Genomic DNA, 15838 nt, shown 5'->3' with positions numbered 1-15838 from the left:
CTCCCTACGCGCCGTCACCGATCCCGGCGATGAGCGCCAACGAGTCCTCGGGCGTCAGGGCGTGCGCCTGCATGGTGCGGAAAGCGGCGCAGTACGCCTCAAGGTCTTCTGTGCGTTCGAGGTAGAGGCTACTCGTCAAGTGGTCGAGAGCAACCACATCCAGATCAGAGATGCTCGGAAATGAGAAGATAACGAAAGATCCTGAAAGGCCAACGTAACCGCCGACGGTGAACGGCATGACCTGAAGCCTCAGTTGGGGCATCTGTGCGAGCTCCATGAGCCGCTGCAGTTGCTCCCGCATCACCTGCGGGCCGCCCACCTGCCGCCGCAGCACCGCCTCGTCGAGCACCGCCTCCAGGCGTAGCGGCGGGTCGCCGTGCAGCACCTCCTGCCGGGCGATGCGCACCCGTACCAGCGAGTCGATCGTGGCCGGGGGAAGGCCGTCGAGCGCCGCCCTGGTGACCGCCTTCGCGTACGCCGGGGTCTGCAACAGCCCCGGCACCACGGAGGTCTCCAGCGTGCGCGCCGCGCTCGCCGTCGCCTCCAGACTGATGAAGTCGCTGTACTGCGACGGAATGACCCCGCGATAGGCGTGCCACCATCCGCCGCCCCCGCCGTCCGCCGCCCCGGAAAGGGCCTCCAGCAGCGCCCGCCGGCGTGGTTCCCGCACGCCGTAGGCGTCGAGGAGCCGCTTCACGTCGGCGCTCGTGACCCCGCTCGTCCCCGTCTCGATCCGGCTCACCTTCGACTGGTGCCAGCCGACCAGCCGCGCCGCCTCCCGGCTGGTCAGGCCGGCGCCCAGCCGCAGACCGCGCAGTTCCTCCCCGAGTTTGCGCCGCCGCACCGCCGGGCCGTGCCGTGTGCCCCGCATGAACGCCTCCTCGCGACGTCGGGTCAACCGGCCAGTTTGCCGTGTCGGTCCGGTCTCGCGAAGCGGAGTTCACCGCTTAGGGGGACAGATATATGCAGATCTTGGGGGATCGCCCCCACCGGAGCCGACATAAGTGGCACTCTGGCGCGAAGCGCAATCCGAGGCCGTCCTCGCCGCACATCCGGTACGTGTCGGAGTCCGGCCCCGGTGGGAAAGGGACAGCGTCGCCATGGCAGACCACCAGGAAGCATCCGTCACTCTGCCGAGCGATCCCGCCTCGGTCTCGTCGGCCAGAAGATACGTGGCGGACGTACTCGCCGAATGGGGCCTGCCCGACGGGACCGAGCGGGCGGACACGGTCCGGCTGATCGTCTCGGAACTGGCCACCAACGCCGTGCAGCACACTTTCGGACTGTCCCCCACGTTCACGGTGCACGTACGTCTGGAGCGCGACGAGCAGCTGCGCATCGGCGTCACCGACAGCCACCCGCGCTGGCCGCGACGGCTGCCCGCTGCCGTACAGCAGGACAACGGCCGTGGTCTGGTCATCATCCGCTGGCTCATCGCGGAGTGCGGCGGGCGGCTCTCCGTCACCCCCACCGAAGAGGGCGGCAAGACCGTGTGGATCGCGCTGCCCTGGACCGTTCCGGTCCAGCGCTGAGCCGCTCACGGCCGTCCGCCCCGGCCTGGCCCGCCGGGCCGGGGCCGGGGCGGACGGCCGTGAGCGGGGACGGGGCTTGGCCGTCCGGGCCGGCGCGCCGGTCCACTGCCCGGCCCCCCGGACCGCCGGAGGCACGTATGTGCTCCGGCTCGGCGTCCGGGCGCTGTGCACGGCGCCCGGACCGCCGCCCGCCCCGAGGTGGGTACCGGCCCCGAGGTGGGTACCGACACCCGGGGCAGAGCAGAAGGTCCCGACGGGGGCGCACTCCGAGCCGCGCCCCCTGACACCCGGGCGCGAGGCGCCCGGGCCCTCCGGGGCCCGCTGCCCCGTTCGTGCGGAGCCGCACGGTGAAGCCGTTCCGCGCACCCTGCCATCGATGGCGGTCCGGGCCGCACCCCGGTTCCCGGCCGTCGGCGCTGCCGGTGGACGGCGGACCGTGGCCGCGCCGCCCCGTGGCGCCAGGACCGAGAGCGGGGGAGGGCCGGCGCCGGCCGCGCGCCACGCACCCGGATGCTGATCCGCGGTGCCGGCGCGCCGGCGGCCGGTCGGGACGGTGTCCCGCCGGACGCCGCGGCACCGCGGATCGGCCGGACCGTGGCCGGGTCAGCGCACCCGGCCGTACCAGACCGACGAGGTCCAGATGCGGGCCAGTTTCACCACGTCGCCGGACTTGGGGGAGTGCCAGATCTTGTTGTTGCCGGCGTAGATGCCCACGTGGTAGACGCGGCTGCCGGAATGGAAGAAGACGAGATCGCCCTTCTGCCGGCTGGACGCCCCGATGTGGCGGGTCTTGTTGTACTGCTGCTGTGCCGTGCGGGGCAGTGACTTGCCGGCCTTCTTGTACGAGTACACGATCAGGCCCGAGCAGTCGAAGCGGGAGGGGCCGGTCGCTCCGTACCGGTAGGGCGCGCCCTTCTTCGACGCGGCGATGTTGAGGGCCTTCGCGGCGTGGGCGGGCGCGGCCTGTGCCTCGGTGACGGCGCCTGGGGCCAGCATCGTGCCGCCGACGGCGGCGAGGGTGAGTGCCGATACGGCACCCGCCCGGGACAGCAGAGACGGGATATGAACCTGCGCGGTCATGCGCAACCCTTCGTCAGCCGCCTGTGAAGGATGACCTGTCGGGTTCGGGCAGGCGAAGTTGCCCGGCCGCTGGCGCGGCTTCACCCCGAGGGACGACCACACGGTGTGCGGTCACCCCGTACTGCTCGGGTCCTCCACTCCTGCCGATCCACTCATGTCGACCAGGTATTCGGGCGGCGGCAGGACTCGGCGTCCGCCCGAACCGCCCCGCCGCGGTGGCGGGGTCTTGTCGTCGACACGGATCTTGACCCACGACGCGGTGAAATTCCGAGACGAAACGGCCGTTTGTGAGGCTCCTCACGACTGATCCATTCGGGTGGACAGGGGGGATTTGGGCCCGGCGGCCCAGTCACGGACGACCCCCGCACCAGCGGCGGAACGTAATATTCCGCCAGACGTGTACTTCTCGAGTGCAACTCGTGCCGTACAAAATTCGTCCTTCTGCGTACGCCGAACGAGGGGCCCCCTCTCCCACCCCTGCACCCGTTGGTGTGGAGCTCACGGCCGGTCAGAGATCCGGGTGCCCAGGCACCGTCACGCGTCGCGCACGCCGTTCCCCGTCCAGCGTCCGCAAGGCGTGCGCCAGCGTCTGCGTATGCACATCACTTTCGCCGCGCTCGTGCATCAGCGCCAGGGCGTCCCGCAGCGCGGTCGCACGCCCGACGAGCGCCTGCGCGGCGCGCAGGGCGCCATAGGTGTGGGTGGCGCGCGCCGGGTTCGTCCGGCCCAGCAGGTCGACGACTTCGAGGTAGCTGTCGACGAACCGGCCCTCGGCGCGTGTCAGCGCGGGCAGCGGCGGCAGCTCGGGCGGCAGCACCGGCTCACCTCCTGCGACCGGGGACCACCTGGTCCACCAGTCCGTACGCCTGCGCGCCGGCCGCGTCGAAGACCGTATCCCGGTCGATGTCCGCGTCGATCCGCTCACGGGTCTGCCCGGTGTGGCGTGCCAGCATCCCGGCGAGCCGGTCGCGCAGGCGCAGCAACTCCCGCGCCTGGACGTCGAGATCGGCGGGCCGGCCGCGCAGGGGTTCCTCGATGGCCGGCTGTCGGACGAGTACGCGGGCGCCGGGCAGGGCCAGGCGCTTGCCGGGGGTGCCGGCGGCGAGCAGGACGGCGGCGGTCGACGCGGCCTGGCCGACGCAGGTCGTCTCCACGTCGCAGGAGACCACCCGCATCGTGTCGTAGATGGCGGTCATGGCGCTGACGGGACCGCCGGGGGAGTTGATGTAGAGCGAGATGTCCCGTTCGGGGGCCGCGTGTTCGAGCAGCAGGAGCTGGGCGATCACGTCGTTGGCGGCGGCGTCGTCGACGGGGGTGCCGAGGAGGATGATCCGCTCCTCGTAGAGCTTCGCGTACGGATCGACGGTGCGGATGCCGGATCCGGTGCGCTCGGTGAACTCGGGCAGGACGTGTCGGCCGCCGGGACGGTTCATGGCGTACCTCTCTGTAAAAAATGTACAGGACGTACAGACAGTTATGATGGGGAGCATGGCCTACGAGATTCCGGTGACGCAAGCCCGGGCAGAGCTCGCGGAACTGATCAACCGCGTCGTGTACGGCGGCGAGCGAGTGGTCGTGACACGTCACGGAAAGCCGCTCGTGGCGTTGGTGTCCGCCGCTGACCTGCAACGACTGGAAGCCGAACAGGTGGAGGGGCAGGCGGGGGAGGAGGAGCGCGCGGTCAGCGCGGTCTCCTCGATCCGTTCCCTGTCGTCCGCTCCGGGCGAACGCGGACGCTTCGGCATCGCGGCCGAGCATCGCGCCCCCGGCGGTGGCGAGCACCCGTCCCGCGTCACCGACTGATCCCGCGGCCCCCCGGGCGGGCCGCACGGTACGGCGACCGGCGCGGGCCGGCCTGCCCCGTGTGCCGAGGGCCGCTCGGTACGGCGGCCGGCCCGGGCCGGCCTGCCCCGTGTGCCGAGGGCCGCTCGGTGTCCCGGCCGGGTCCGGACCGGCGCACGCGAAGGCCGCGTGCCCCCGTCCGCTGCAGCGGGGGCACGCGGCCGGTCCCGGTGGCCGTCCCGGCGGCCGGACGGTCAGCCCGCGCGGGCCGGCTCCTGCGGCGCCGCGGGTTCGGGTGCTCCGGTCGCGGTCGTTCCGCCGCGCCCCGCGCCGATCAGCAGCGCCGCCAGTCCGAGCACGGTCCAGACCGCGAGGACGAGCGCCGCCCCTCCCGCCCCCGCCCCGTCGAAGAACCCCACCGAGCGCAGCAGGGACCCGCCCGCACCGGGCGGCAGCCACTGCCCGATCGCGCCGGCCGGTTCCGGCAGCAGCTCCGGGGCGCTGGACACGCCGGAGAAGGAGTTCCCGAGCAGCACGATCAGCAGCGCCCCGAGTCCGATGCCGGCCTGCCCGACCAGCGCGGCCAGTCCCGCGACGGCCGAGGAGATCGCCAGGACGGTCAGGGCCACCGATGCGGCCACGGCCCACCAGTCGCCGGTCACCACGCCGAGCCAGCTGTGCGCGACGGCCGCCCCCACGATGCCCACCAGCGCCGCGGAGCCCACCAGTGCCGCCGCCGCGCGCGCCCCGCGCAGCCCCAGCAGGGTCACCATGGCGCCGGCGGCCACGCCCGCGAGGGCCAGCGGCAGGATGCTCGCCGCCAGAGCGCCGCCCCGCGGATCGCCCGGGGGCGCCGCCACCACGTCGACGACCGGCACCGGGTGCCGGCGGGGGCCGCGGACGTCACGGCCTGCTGGAGCAGCTGGGCGACGACGGGGCTCGCGGCGGAGGCGGTGAGCAGGCGCGGCCCTTCCGGTGTGACGACCACGGCGCCGTATACGACCCGGTCCTGGACGGCGGCCCGGGCGGCGGCCTCGTTCTCATAACGGTGCACGTCAAAAGCGTCGCCGCGCTGCCCAAGGCGCTCCTCCAGCGGGGCGGTCGCGGCGGCCGGGCCGGCGAGGCCGACGGGCAGATCACGGGGGGCGATCCGGGCGGCGGGCCAGGCGAAGGCCCACAGGGCCAGGGCGACGAGCACGGGTATCAGGGCCATCACCGCGAACATGCGGCGAGTGGGTGCGGTGGACATGACGCCCTCGTTTCGGTGGGAGGGACCCTTCCCTTTTCCAAAGAGAAGGATCGTTCGTTTTGCGGTGCGGCGCCACTGTCGCGCCAGGCCGGTCACTTGTCAAGAAGGAACGTTCGTTTTACGTTAGGGCCATGGCACGCGTATCCCAGGAACACCTCGACGCCCGTCGCCGCCAGATCCTCGACGGCGCCGCCCGCTGCTTCGCCCGCAACGGTTTCCACGCCGCTTCCATGCAGGACGTGCTCCGAGAGGTCGACCTCTCGGCCGGTGCCGTGTACCGCTACTTCCGAGGCAAGGAGGAGTTGATCGAGGCCATCGTCACCGAGGTGCTCGACGAGATCAGCACCACCTTCGAAGCGGCTGCCCGGCAGAGCCCGCCCCCGCCGCCGGACGAACTGGTGGGCCGGGTGCTGACCGAGGTGCTCGGCGAGCGGCCCGGCCTCTCGTACGACGGTGACACCGGCTTTCCGCGGCTGATGGTCCAGGTCTGGACCGAGACGCTGCGCAACGAGGCGCTGTCCGCCGTGATGCGCCAGGGCTTCAAGAAGGTCCGGGCGGCCTGGGTGGGCGTCGTCGAGGCGTACCAGCGGGCCGGGTTGATGCGGGACGACGTCCCCGCCGACCATGTCGCCCGGACGATGATCGCCGCGGCGCAGGGATTCGCCGCCCAGCAGGCGCTGTTCGGGACCGCGCCGGTCGCCGTCCTCCAGGACGGCCTGCGTGGCCTGATGTCCATGGCCGGGCAAAGAGGCAGTTAACCTCCCGGAAAAACTTCTGCCCGAGATTGAAATATCTCTCCGTCACACTCGTTCCCGCAGGTCAACAGAGTGTTGAAGCCGGATAGGGTCCCGCTGCGTCCGGGATCGCCGGGCGGGAGACTGTGAGGTGGAACGTGCAACTGACCCCGCACGAGCAGGAACGCCTGCTCATCCATGTGGCCGCCGACGTGGCGGAGAAGCGCAGGGCGCGCGGGGTGAGGCTCAACCACCCGGAAGCGGTCGCCCTCATCACCGCGCACATCCTGGAGGGCGCCAGGGACGGCCGTACCGTCGCCGAACTCATGGCGTCCGGCCGCACCGTGCTCACCCGGGACGACGTCATGACGGGCATCCCCGAGATGATCCACGACGTCCAGGTCGAGGCCACCTTCCCGGACGGCACCAAGCTCGTCACCGTCCACGAACCGATCGTGTGAGGGGGGCGCCGTGATTCCCGGAGAGATCCTGTACGCGGACGAGCCCGTCGCCATCAACGAGGGCCGCCCGGTCACCCGCCTCACCGTGCTCAACGCCGCCGACCGGCCCGTCCAGGTCGGCTCCCACTACCACTTCGCGGAGGCCAACCCCGGCCTGCGCTTCGACCGCCCGGCCGCGCGCGGGCTGCGGCTGAACATCGCCGCCGGCACCGCGGTGCGCTTCGAGCCCGGCATCCCCGTCGACGTGGAACTGGTGCCGCTCGCCGGCGCTCGTCTCGTCCCGGGGCTGCGGGGGGAGACCGGGGGCGCCCTCGACGCGGGGGATGCCCACGAGGCCGCCGGGGCGCGTATCCGTGCGACACCCGCCCCCGTGGCCGGGGCGGTCGAGGGCGGGGGCGCCTGCGGGGCGCCGGTCCCGGCGAAGAGCGGAGCCGAGGGTGCCTGAGCTGAACCGCGCCGTGTACGCCGACCTGTTCGGCCCCACCACCGGCGACCGTGTCCGGCTCGCCGACACCGACCTGGTCGTCGAGATCGAGGAGGACCGCTCCGGCGGCCCCGGTCGCGCGGGCGACGAGGCGGTCTTCGGCGGTGGCAAGGTCATCAGGGAGTCGATGGGCCAGTCCCGTGCCACCCGTGCCGAGGGGGCCCCCGACACCGTCATCACCGGCGCCCTCGTCATCGACCACTGGGGCATCGTCAAGGCCGACATCGGGATCCTCGACGGACGGATCACCGGTATCGGCAAGGCCGGCAACCCCGACACCATGGACGGTGTCCACCCCGATCTCGTCATCGGGCCCGAGACCGAGGTCATCGCGGGCAACGGCAGGATCGTCACCGCCGGGGCCATCGACGCCCATGTGCACTTCATCTCGCCGACCGTCGTCGAGCAGGCGCTCTCCTCCGGCATCACGACCCTGGTCGGCGGTGGCACCGGCCCCGCCGAGGGCACCAAGGCCACCACCGTCACCCCCGGCCCGTGGCACCTCGCCCGGATGTTCGAGGCGCTGGAGTCCTTCCCCGTCAACGTCGGGCTGCTCGGCAAGGGCAACACGATGTCGCGCGAGGCGATGCGCTCCCAACTGCGCGGCGGAGCCCTCGGATTCAAGATCCACGAGGACTGGGGAGCCACCCCGGCCGTCATCGACGCCTGCCTCGGCGTCTGCGACGAGACGGGCGCCCAGCTCGCCATCCACACCGACACCCTCAACGAGGCCGGGTTCGTGGGCGACACCCTCGCCGCCATCGCGGGCCGTACGGTCCACGCGTACCACACCGAAGGAGCGGGCGGCGGTCACGCGCCCGACATCATCACCGTGGTGTCCGAGCCGTACGTCCTGCCCAGCTCCACCAATCCGACCCGCCCGCACACCGTCAACACCCTCGAGGAACACCTCGACATGCTGATGGTCTGCCACCATCTGAATCCGGCCGTCCCCGAGGACCTGGCCTTCGCCGAGTCCCGCATCCGGCCCACCACCATCGCGGCCGAGGACATCCTGCACGACCTGGGAGCCATCTCGATCATCTCGTCCGACTCCCAGGCCATGGGACGCGTCGGAGAAGTGATCATGCGTACCTGGCAGACCGCGCACGTGATGAAGAAGCGCCGGGGCGCGCTGCCCGGCGACGGGCGGGCCGACAACCACCGTGCCCGTCGCTATGTCGCCAAGTACACGATCAACCCCGCGGTCGCCCAGGGCCTCGACCACGAGATCGGCTCCGTCGAGACCGGCAAGCTAGCCGACCTCGTGCTCTGGGAGCCCGCCTTCTTCGGCGTCAAGCCGCAGCTCGTGATCAAGGGCGGCCAGATCGCCTACGCGCAGATGGGCGATGCCAACGCGTCCATCCCCACGCCCCAACCGGTGCTGCCGCGGCCGATGTTCGGCGCGGTCGGCAAGGCGCCCGCGGCCAACTCGCTCAACTTCGTCACCGGTTCGGCGATCGAGGACGACCTGCCCGAGCGCCTCGGTCTGGGCAAGCGCTTCGTTCCCATCAAGAGCACCCGGAGGGTCACCAAGGCGGACATGCGGGAGAACGACGCACTGCCGCGCGTCGAGGTGGACGCCGACACGTTCACCGTGAGGATCGACGGAGAGCCGGTGGAGCCCGCCCCCGCGGCGGAACTCCCCATGGCCCAGCGCTACTTCCTCTTCTGATGCCGCACATGCCGAAGCCGCACATGCCGAAACCGCACCCGGGTGTGGCCCGCACGGGGGCACCGCACCTGCCGAAGCCGCCCATGGGGGCGGCGCGCCCGGCGATGCCGCACAGGTCGTCGATTCCGCGCAGGTCGTCGGGGCGCACGGTGAGGGCGCTGTGAGCCGCGCCGCGCTGCTCGTCCTCGCCGACGGCCGCTTCCCCGCCGGCGGCCACGCCCACTCCGGCGGGGCCGAAGCGGCCGTCAAGGCGGGGCGCCTCCGTGACGCCGCCGCACTGGAGGGGTTCTGCCGGGGCCGTCTGTACACCACCGGGCTCACCTCCGCCGCCCTGGCCGCCGCGGCCGCCCTCGGCCTGGACCCCGTGGCGCTCGACGCGGCCGCGGACGCCCGCACCCCCTCTCCGGCCCTGCGCGCCACCGCCCGCAGACTCGGCCGGCAGATGATGCGTGCCGCCCGGGCCACCTGGCCCAGCGCCGAACTCGACGCCCTGGCCCGCGCCTTCCCGCGCGGCGCCCACCAGCCGCTGGTCCTCGGGCTCGCCGCCCGCGCGGCCGGACTGGGGCCGCAGGACGCCGCACACTGCGTCGCGTACGAGACGGTCAGCGGCCCCGCCACCGCGGCGGTGCGCCTGCTGAGCCTGGACCCCTTCCAGGCCACCGCCGTCCTCGCGCGTCTCACCCCCGACATGGACCGGGTGGCCGCCCACGCCGCGGCCGCCGCGCACAACGGTGTCGACGAGCTGCCCGCCGCGTCGGCGCCGCTGCTCGACATCACCGCCGAACAGCACGCGACCTGGCCCGTACGCCTCTTCGCCTCATAGCCGACCCAGGAGCCGCACATGCACCTCGACCACTCCCACGACGGCCCCGCCGCCGTCAGCGCCGACGCCCACCGTCCCGACGGCACCCGCCGCGCCCTGCGCATCGGCCTGGGCGGGCCCGTCGGATCCGGCAAGACCGCGACCGTGGCCGCGCTCTGCCGCACCCTGCGCGACCAGCTGTCCATCGCCGTCGTCACCAACGACATCTACACCCGCGAGGACGCCGAGTTCCTGCTGCGCAACGCCGTCCTTCCGCCCGAGCGCATCCAGGCCGTGGAGACGGGGGCGTGCCCGCACACCGCGATCCGCGACGACATCTCCGCCAACCTGGAGGCGGTGGAGGACCTGGAGGAGACAGTCGGGCCGCTCGACCTGATCCTGGTCGAATCCGGCGGGGACAACCTCACCGCCACCTTCTCCAAGGGCCTGGTCGACGCCCAGATCTTCGTCATCGACGTCGCGGGCGGCGACGACATCCCGCGCAAGGGCGGCCCCGGTGTCACCACCGCCGACCTGCTGGTCGTCAACAAGACCGACCTCGCTCCGTACGTCGGCTCGGACCTGGACCGCATGGCGCGCGACGCCAAGGAGCAGCGCGGTGACCTGCCCGTCGCCTTCACCTCGCTCACCGGCGAGCACGGCGTCGGCCCCGTCGCCGACTGGGTGCGTGCCCGGCTCGTCGACTGGGCCGCATGAGCGTCAGCGCCACCGCGCGGATCGTCGCCGACCGTGACGGCTCCCTCCCGGTGCTGCTCAGCGACGGGCCGCTCGCCCTGCGCCGTACCAGATCCACCGGGCCCCGCGCCCGGGTCACCGTCGTCGGCGCGATGACCGCGCCGCTGGGCGGCGACCGGCTGGCCGTGGAGGCCGAGGCCCGGGACGGCGCCCGGCTCGCCGTCGACTCGGCCGCGGCGACCGTCGCCCTGCCCGGCCGCGACGGAGCGAGGGCCCATTACGACGTCCGCCTGGCGGTCGGCCGGGACGCCGAGCTGCGCTGGCTGCCGGAACAGCTGATCTCGGCGCACGGCTCCGATCTGCGGATGCGTACGACCGCCGACCTGGCACCGACCGCCCGGCTGGTACTGCGGGAGGAGCAGATCCTGGGCCGCCACGGCGAGGAGCCCGGCACGCTCGCCACCCGCCTCACCGTCCGCCGGGCCGGACGCCCGCTGCTGGACCAGGAGCTCCGCTACGGGCCGGGGGCACCCGGCGGCTGGGACGGCGCTGCCGTACTGGCCGGACACCGGGCCGTGGGGCAGCTCCTCGTGGTGGACCCGGATTTCGACGAGAAGCCGACCGGTCCACGGCTGATCGGTGACGCCGCGGTCCTCGCCCCGCTCGCCGGGCCGGCCGTTCTCGTCACCGCGGTCGCGCCGGACGCGCTGCGGCTGCGGCGAGTCCTGGACGAGGCGCTCGCGAGCCTCGTCCCCGCCGGCTGAGCCCCGGGCCCGGCCGTCTCCACGGGGACCGGCGCACTTCCTCGTCAGCGCGAGGTGAGCGAGAGGTGGGCGCAAACGCGAGCGTGAGCGCGACGGCGGGGGCCCGGATCGCCCTCTCCCGTCGCACTCGACGGGACGGCGGGCCGCCCCCGGGACACCGAGCAGCGGCCCGCCGAGACTCAGGTGTTGGGGCGCTTGCCGTGGTTGGCCTTCTTGCTCTTACGGGCCCGTCGCTTGTTGCCTCGCTTCGACATGGTGCGTATCTCCTTGATGGGGGGCTTTCCATGCCTTCGCCAGTCTAGGTTCGGACGGTGGGGGCCGCAGCTCGCGAGAGCCGTCGGGTGGGCGGCCCGAGCCCCTCACGGGCGGGCGTGACACGGAGAACGCGAAGACCTCCGTGTGCGGTGAGGCCCGAAGCCCCGTCGCACCGGAGGTCCTCGCGTCGAACGGATACCGCGATCCCGGCCTGATCCGAACGAAGGACCCTAGCCGCCGACGTACCAGGAGAAGCCGCCCGACGAAGCGGCGACGACCATCAGGATCGCGAAGATCACCAGGTCGATGACACCAAGGGCGATCGCCGCCGTGGCCATCCCGCCGCCGCCCTTGACCGGTGCCTGCTTGCGGCCCACCACACCGAAGACGATCGCGAGCGGTCCGAGGATGATATTGAGGAAGAACACTCCGATGACACCGCATACGAGCCCGGCGATGGCCAGCCCGTTCGTGCCGGAATGAGCGTGCCCGTGCGTGCCGCTGGTGCCGTACTCGGTCATGGGTCTCTCTCCCTGTCGTAGGAGTAATCCGTGACCGCTCTTGTTGCCCGGCAGCGCCGTCCCATGCCCAACCGGGTGGACGGACCCGCAAGTTGCCACCATCGGCCCGCGGCCGTCCGCCCGGCCGGCTCCTCAGACCGCCTGTGCGATGGGCTCCGTACGAGGCTCCGCGATCGCCACGTAGTCGGCCGTCCGCAACGCCAGCGAACGGTCGAGACGGGCCGCGTTGAAGAACAGCTCCTCCTGCTCCAGCAGCGCCGGGTCCACGACCAGTTCGAGTTCCGGATCGAAGGAGAAGGGCAGGATCGTGCCGCTCACGCTCCCGGCCAGCCGCTCCGCCACCTCGGGTGTCGCGAACCCGGCGTAGCCGCCGCCCAGCAGGGCCTTCACCGCGCCGAGGTCCACCCGCCGGTCACCCGGCACCACGGCCAGCACATGGCGCTTCGTCTTCTTGCCGGTCTTCACCATCACCACGATGCACTTGGCGGCCTGCGCCGGTGTGTTCCCGCGCAACGCGCTGACCGCCTCGGTCGCGCCCTCCGCCGGGTGCTCGATGACCCGGTACACCGCCCCGCGTTCGTCCAGCAGGCCGATCAGCTTCTCGTATGTCTCGTGCTGCTCGCTCACCTTGTTCCCTTCAGCCAGGAGTGCACGGCCGCGTGGCCGGAGCACCCCTCCGGGGACCGGGCGACCGGGTACGAGGGAAGGCGGCGAGCCCTTCCCGTCCCCCCTCCGGCAGGCACGCGGGCCACTCGGCGGCCACCGCGAGCGGCTGTCCGCGGCCCGGCACCGGTGGCCCGCCCCCTCCGGCGGCGGTCATGTCGTACACGATCGGACGGTCCGACCCCCACGGGTCGGTCCGACCCTATCCAGGGCCGCCGCCCCGTCCACCGGCACCGTCCCCCGCCGTACCGGTCGCCCCGGCGGTCAGTGCCGCAGACGCGGGAACTTCCTGCCCTGCGGGGTCTCGGCCGCCTTCACGTCGGCCGCGTACGCGTCCACGTACTCCTGGCCGGACAGGACGAGGATCGCGGACATGATCTCGTCGGTCGCCGCGCGGATCACCGCCTTCTCGTTCTCCATCCCCGCGTACCGGGAGAAGTCCAGCGGCGCTCCGAAACGGATCCTGACCCGCTTGATCCGGGGAACGACCTGACCGGGCGGCTGGATCTCGAACGTCCCGACCATGGCGCAGGGGATCACGGGGACCCCAGCCTTCAGGGCCATCACCGCCACCCCGACCTTGCCCTTGTACAGACGGCCGTCGTGCGAGCGGGTGCCCTCCGGGTAGATGCCCAGCAGCTCGCCCTTGGACAGCACCCCGAGGCCCTCGCGGATCGCCGCCTGTCCGGCCTCCTTGCCGGACCGGTCCACCGGGATCTGCCCGGCGCTGCGGAAGAAGGCGGCCGTCAGCCGGCCCTTGAGGCCGGGCCCGGTGAAGTACTCCTGCTTCGCCAGGAAGGTGATGCGCCGCTTCAGCACCACCGGCATCAGGAAGTGGTCCGAGAAGGACAGGTGATTGCCCGCGACGATCGCCGCGCCGTCCTGAGGGATGTGCTCCAGGCCCTCGGTCCTCGGCCGGAAGAGCAGCCGCAGGAGGGGCCCGAGAAGGACGTACTTCAGGACGTAATAGAACACAGTGCGGCTCCCAGCTGTGAGGGTCGGCTCAAGGGCTGCGTTCTGCCAGGTCACGGGGTCGGTCCGGAAAGGGCCAGTGTAGGTGCAGGGGTGCCCGGGGGTAACCACCCGCGCGCGCGTCGTCGTCGGAGCGCCGCGGGGCCTCCCGCCCGGTCGAGCGGGACGGGGGCCGGGCGGGCGAGATCGCGGGTCGTACGCGGGACGGTGCGGCGCGGCGGCTTGGCGTACGCGCCGGGCGGGGGTGCCCTGTCCGTGCGTGTCCCCGCACCCCCAGGAGCTACCGGATGAACCTCCGCGCCGCAGTCGTCGCCGCCGTTCTCGTCGCCCTCACCCCGGTGGCCCCGGCGCTTGCCGGCCCCCCGGCCGGTGATCGGGGCGACACCCCCGACCAGGGCCTCTTCCTCACCGTCTCGGGCGCCGATGAGAGCTGGATCCGCGGCGTGCGGCTGCACTGCGCCCCGGAGCCGTACGGCCCCCACCCCGACGCCAAGGGCGCCTGCGCGGCCCTCGCCAGGGTGGGCGGCGACCTCGACCGGCTCGCGGGACGGTCGAGGGCCTGCACGAAGCGCTCCGAGCCGGTCACCGTCGGTGCGGACGGCACCTGGAAGGGCCGCGCCGTCGACTGGAGCAGGACCTACGGCAACGCGTGCCTGCTGGACGCGGCGACCGGACCCGTCTTCCGCTTCTGAGCCCGCCGGGCAGCGGGCCGGGAGCTGTCCGGGCGGGCCGGCCCCGGGGTCTTCCGCGAGCCGTCCGGGCGGGCCGCCCGGGGGCCGTCCGTGGGCCCTCAGGGGTCCGTGCCCGCCGGGAGGCCGGCGGCCGGCCTCAGGTGTCGCGGGTGGCGGCCATCCCGATGGTCGCCAGTCCGAGCACCACCCAGCCGAACCACAGCCACCCGTTGCTGCCGAGCGCCGCCGTGTACGCCGTCGTCATCACCAGGGCGGCGAGGGTGAGCATCCCCATGGTCTTCGTGGATCCGGACATACGAGTCCTCCTCCGGCCGCGGGCGGGAGGCCCGGTCGGACGGGCCCCGGGACGTGTCCGCGAAGCCGCGCCGCTCCCACGGCTCCGGCCCGCACCGGACACCGCGGTCCCGCCGCTCGGACGGACGGCGCAGCCTCGCGGACACTCCCAGAGCCATCGTGAACCGTGAGGAGGCTCCCGCGCTACCGTCCGCGCGTCTGGAGCGAGGCGAGATAGGCGTTGTACGCCTCGAGCTCCTTGTCGCCGTCCCGGTCCGCCGCCCGGTCCGCCCGCTTCGCCGTCCGCTGTTCCGACCGGTACCACTGGTACACCAGCGCGATCAGCACCAGGACCGAGGGGATCTCGCTGAAGGCCCAGGCGATGCCGCCCGCCGCGTTCTGGTCGGACAGGGCGTCGATACCGAGCGAGGCGGGCGGATCGCGGTACACCTGGACCATCGGCTCCGTGGCCATCATCAGCGCGATGCCGAAGAACGCGTGGAACGGCATGCCCGCGAACAGCTCCAGCATCCGCATCACATAGCCGGGCCGGTGCGGGCCGGGGTCCACGCCCATGATCGGCCAGAAGAAGACCAGACCGACGGCGAGGAAGTGCACCATCATCGCGATGTGGCCCGGCTTCGAGCCCATCAGGAAGTCGAAGAGCGGGGTGAAGTACAGCGCGTACAGGCTCGCGATGAACAGCGGGATCGTGAAGACCGGATGTGTGATGATCCGCATATAGCGGCTGTGCAGCAGCATCAGCAGCAGCTCGCGCGGCCCCTTGGCACCGCGCCGGGCCGCCACCGGCAGCGCCCGCAGCGCCAGGGTGACCGGGGCGCCGAGCAGCAGCAGGATCGGCGACAGCATGCTGATCACCATGTGCTGCACCATGTGCACGCTGAACATGACCATGCCGTAGTCGTTCAGCCTGGTGCACATCACCAGGGCGACGCTCAGCACGCCGAGGGTGAAGAAGACGGTCCGGCCCACCGGCCAGGCGTCGCCGCGTCCGCGCAGCCTCACGACCGCCCAGCCGTACAGGGCGAGGCCCAGCAGACAGCCGATGAGAAAGAAGGCGTCGGGTGAGAACGCGAGCCCCCGTCCCAGCGTGAACGGCGGCAGATCCATCGTCATGCCGTGCCCGCTGTGATCCATCCGCCGGCTCCTGATTCGTGCTGGGTTGTCCGCTTGCGGGGTCCA

The 15838-nt window shown here is 72.5% G+C and carries 19 protein-coding genes, 2 pseudogenes and 1 riboswitch; of the genes and pseudogenes, 10 read left to right on the top strand and 11 right to left on the bottom strand.

The genetic code is table 11. The features are described 5' to 3' along the window. Positions 1 to 4 precede the first annotated feature (4 nt). Positions 5 to 871 (bottom strand): helix-turn-helix domain-containing protein, encoded by an 867-nt coding sequence (locus tag PUR26_RS23745; RefSeq protein WP_329874962.1) that lies wholly within the window; start codon positions 869 to 871, stop codon positions 5 to 7. Positions 872 to 1100: 229 nt separating this feature from the next. On the opposite strand from PUR26_RS23745, the gene PUR26_RS23740 reads away from it, so the two are divergent. Further along, positions 1101 to 1532 (top strand): ATP-binding protein, encoded by a 432-nt coding sequence (locus PUR26_RS23740; protein ID WP_329874726.1) that lies wholly within the window; start codon positions 1101 to 1103, stop codon positions 1530 to 1532. Between the two features lie 603 nt (positions 1533 to 2135). Here PUR26_RS23740 and PUR26_RS23735 read toward each other — a convergent pair. The 3 genes from PUR26_RS23735 to PUR26_RS23725 all read right to left on the bottom strand — a co-directional run bounded on the left by PUR26_RS23735 (position 2136) and on the right by PUR26_RS23725 (position 4045). Next, on the bottom strand, positions 2136 to 2612 hold the full coding sequence (locus tag PUR26_RS23735; protein ID WP_329874724.1) for a C40 family peptidase: 477 nt from the start codon (positions 2610 to 2612) through the stop codon (positions 2136 to 2138). A 3-nt stretch (positions 2613 to 2615) separates the two neighbouring features. Continuing rightward, positions 2616 to 2798: riboswitch (cyclic di-AMP (ydaO/yuaA leader) on the bottom strand. Positions 2799 to 3120: 322 nt separating this feature from the next. Next, positions 3121 to 3429 carry a hypothetical protein gene (locus PUR26_RS23730; RefSeq protein WP_329874722.1) on the bottom strand — a complete coding sequence of 103 codons (309 nt, stop codon included), beginning with the start codon at positions 3427 to 3429 and terminating at the stop codon, positions 3121 to 3123. Between the two features lie 4 nt (positions 3430 to 3433). Continuing rightward, positions 3434 to 4045 carry an ATP-dependent Clp protease proteolytic subunit gene (locus PUR26_RS23725; protein ID WP_329874720.1) on the bottom strand — a complete coding sequence of 204 codons (612 nt, stop codon included), beginning with the start codon at positions 4043 to 4045 and terminating at the stop codon, positions 3434 to 3436. A gap of 55 nt (positions 4046 to 4100) precedes the next feature. On the opposite strand from PUR26_RS23725, the gene PUR26_RS23720 reads away from it, so the two are divergent. Continuing rightward, positions 4101 to 4415 carry a type II toxin-antitoxin system Phd/YefM family antitoxin gene (locus PUR26_RS23720; RefSeq protein WP_329874718.1) on the top strand — a complete coding sequence of 105 codons (315 nt, stop codon included), beginning with the start codon at positions 4101 to 4103 and terminating at the stop codon, positions 4413 to 4415. 233 nt (positions 4416 to 4648) lie between these two features. Here PUR26_RS23720 and PUR26_RS23715 read toward each other — a convergent pair. Next, positions 4649 to 5643 (bottom strand): annotated as a pseudogene (locus PUR26_RS23715) (ABC transporter permease). A gap of 131 nt (positions 5644 to 5774) precedes the next feature. On the opposite strand from PUR26_RS23715, the gene PUR26_RS23710 reads away from it, so the two are divergent. The 7 genes and pseudogenes from PUR26_RS23710 to PUR26_RS23680 all read left to right on the top strand — a co-directional run bounded on the left by PUR26_RS23710 (position 5775) and on the right by PUR26_RS23680 (position 11259). Continuing rightward, a complete protein-coding gene (locus PUR26_RS23710) occupies positions 5775 to 6401 on the top strand; it encodes a TetR/AcrR family transcriptional regulator (protein ID WP_329874716.1) in 627 nt (208 codons plus the stop codon). A gap of 134 nt (positions 6402 to 6535) precedes the next feature. Beyond that, the gene (locus tag PUR26_RS23705) at positions 6536 to 6838 is read left to right on the top strand and encodes an urease subunit gamma (protein ID WP_329874714.1); all 303 of its coding nucleotides are present in this window, start codon (positions 6536 to 6538) and stop codon (positions 6836 to 6838) included. Between the two features lie 10 nt (positions 6839 to 6848). Continuing rightward, positions 6849 to 7157 (top strand): annotated as a pseudogene (locus PUR26_RS23700) (urease subunit beta); the annotation flags it as partial. Between the two features lie 118 nt (positions 7158 to 7275). Beyond that, positions 7276 to 8997 (top strand): urease subunit alpha, encoded by a 1722-nt coding sequence (locus PUR26_RS23695; RefSeq protein ID WP_329874712.1) that lies wholly within the window; start codon positions 7276 to 7278, stop codon positions 8995 to 8997. 160 nt (positions 8998 to 9157) lie between these two features. Continuing rightward, positions 9158 to 9820, top strand: coding sequence for an urease accessory protein UreF (locus PUR26_RS23690; RefSeq protein ID WP_329874710.1), 663 nt, complete (start codon positions 9158 to 9160; stop codon positions 9818 to 9820). A gap of 18 nt (positions 9821 to 9838) precedes the next feature. After that, positions 9839 to 10516 carry an urease accessory protein UreG gene (gene ureG, locus PUR26_RS23685; protein WP_329874708.1) on the top strand — a complete coding sequence of 226 codons (678 nt, stop codon included), beginning with the start codon at positions 9839 to 9841 and terminating at the stop codon, positions 10514 to 10516. Then, positions 10513 to 11259 (top strand): urease accessory protein UreD, encoded by a 747-nt coding sequence (locus PUR26_RS23680; RefSeq protein ID WP_329874706.1) that lies wholly within the window; start codon positions 10513 to 10515, stop codon positions 11257 to 11259. The genes ureG and PUR26_RS23680 overlap by 4 nt, the downstream gene beginning before the upstream one ends. Before the next feature lie 179 nt (positions 11260 to 11438). On the opposite strand, the gene PUR26_RS34740 is transcribed toward PUR26_RS23680, so the two are convergent. The 4 genes from PUR26_RS34740 to PUR26_RS23665 form a co-directional block, all read right to left on the bottom strand. Continuing rightward, positions 11439 to 11513 carry a 50S ribosomal protein bL37 gene (locus tag PUR26_RS34740; RefSeq protein ID WP_443077148.1) on the bottom strand — a complete coding sequence of 25 codons (75 nt, stop codon included), beginning with the start codon at positions 11511 to 11513 and terminating at the stop codon, positions 11439 to 11441. Positions 11514 to 11744: 231 nt separating this feature from the next. Beyond that, the gene (locus tag PUR26_RS23675) at positions 11745 to 12035 is read right to left on the bottom strand and encodes a DUF4190 domain-containing protein (protein ID WP_329874704.1); all 291 of its coding nucleotides are present in this window, start codon (positions 12033 to 12035) and stop codon (positions 11745 to 11747) included. Positions 12036 to 12167: 132 nt separating this feature from the next. Continuing rightward, positions 12168 to 12662 carry a YbaK/EbsC family protein gene (locus PUR26_RS23670; protein WP_329874702.1) on the bottom strand — a complete coding sequence of 165 codons (495 nt, stop codon included), beginning with the start codon at positions 12660 to 12662 and terminating at the stop codon, positions 12168 to 12170. 300 nt (positions 12663 to 12962) lie between these two features. Beyond that, positions 12963 to 13673 (bottom strand): lysophospholipid acyltransferase family protein, encoded by a 711-nt coding sequence (locus PUR26_RS23665; RefSeq protein ID WP_329874700.1) that lies wholly within the window; start codon positions 13671 to 13673, stop codon positions 12963 to 12965. A gap of 284 nt (positions 13674 to 13957) precedes the next feature. Between PUR26_RS23665 and PUR26_RS23660 the strand changes: the two genes are divergently transcribed. Then, on the top strand, positions 13958 to 14362 hold the full coding sequence (locus PUR26_RS23660) for an SSI family serine proteinase inhibitor (RefSeq protein ID WP_329874698.1): 405 nt from the start codon (positions 13958 to 13960) through the stop codon (positions 14360 to 14362). A 136-nt stretch (positions 14363 to 14498) separates the two neighbouring features. Here the strand turns inward: PUR26_RS23660 and PUR26_RS23655 are convergent, their stop codons facing one another. Both PUR26_RS23655 and PUR26_RS23650 read right to left on the bottom strand, forming a co-directional pair. Beyond that, entirely contained in the window at positions 14499 to 14657 is a 159-nt protein-coding gene (locus PUR26_RS23655; protein WP_329874696.1) for a hypothetical protein, read from the bottom strand. A gap of 182 nt (positions 14658 to 14839) precedes the next feature. Next, positions 14840 to 15793 (bottom strand): cytochrome c oxidase assembly protein, encoded by a 954-nt coding sequence (locus tag PUR26_RS23650; protein WP_329874694.1) that lies wholly within the window; start codon positions 15791 to 15793, stop codon positions 14840 to 14842. Between the last annotated feature and the right edge of the window lie 45 nt (positions 15794 to 15838).

It is taken from the genome of Streptomyces sp. SP18CS02 (assembly GCF_036322365.1).
Classification (GTDB): Bacteria; Actinomycetota; Actinomycetes; order Streptomycetales; family Streptomycetaceae; genus Streptomyces.
Note: the sequence above shows the minus strand (reverse complement) of the source record. Positions and strands in the feature narration are given on the sequence as shown.

Excerpts from the sequence above, each read along its gene's own strand:
- PUR26_RS23660 (WP_329874698.1), top strand. The coding sequence starts at position 13,958 with ATGAACCTCCGCGCCGCAGTCGTCGCCGCCGTTCTCGTCGCCCTCACC.
- PUR26_RS23725 (WP_329874720.1), bottom strand. The coding sequence starts at position 4,045 with ATGAACCGTCCCGGCGGCCGACACGTCCTGCCCGAGTTCACCGAGCGC.
- PUR26_RS23650 (WP_329874694.1), bottom strand. The coding sequence starts at position 15,793 with ATGGATCACAGCGGGCACGGCATGACGATGGATCTGCCGCCGTTCACG.
- PUR26_RS23740 (WP_329874726.1), top strand. The coding sequence starts at position 1,101 with ATGGCAGACCACCAGGAAGCATCCGTCACTCTGCCGAGCGATCCCGCC.
- PUR26_RS23745 (WP_329874962.1), bottom strand. The coding sequence starts at position 871 with ATGCGGGGCACACGGCACGGCCCGGCGGTGCGGCGGCGCAAACTCGGG.
- PUR26_RS23710 (WP_329874716.1), top strand. The coding sequence starts at position 5,775 with ATGGCACGCGTATCCCAGGAACACCTCGACGCCCGTCGCCGCCAGATC.
- ureG (WP_329874708.1), top strand. The coding sequence starts at position 9,839 with ATGCACCTCGACCACTCCCACGACGGCCCCGCCGCCGTCAGCGCCGAC.
- PUR26_RS23720 (WP_329874718.1), top strand. The coding sequence starts at position 4,101 with ATGGCCTACGAGATTCCGGTGACGCAAGCCCGGGCAGAGCTCGCGGAA.
- PUR26_RS23675 (WP_329874704.1), bottom strand. The coding sequence starts at position 12,035 with ATGACCGAGTACGGCACCAGCGGCACGCACGGGCACGCTCATTCCGGC.
- PUR26_RS23655 (WP_329874696.1), bottom strand. The coding sequence starts at position 14,657 with ATGTCCGGATCCACGAAGACCATGGGGATGCTCACCCTCGCCGCCCTG.
- PUR26_RS23680 (WP_329874706.1), top strand. The coding sequence starts at position 10,513 with ATGAGCGTCAGCGCCACCGCGCGGATCGTCGCCGACCGTGACGGCTCC.
- PUR26_RS23735 (WP_329874724.1), bottom strand. The coding sequence starts at position 2,612 with ATGACCGCGCAGGTTCATATCCCGTCTCTGCTGTCCCGGGCGGGTGCC.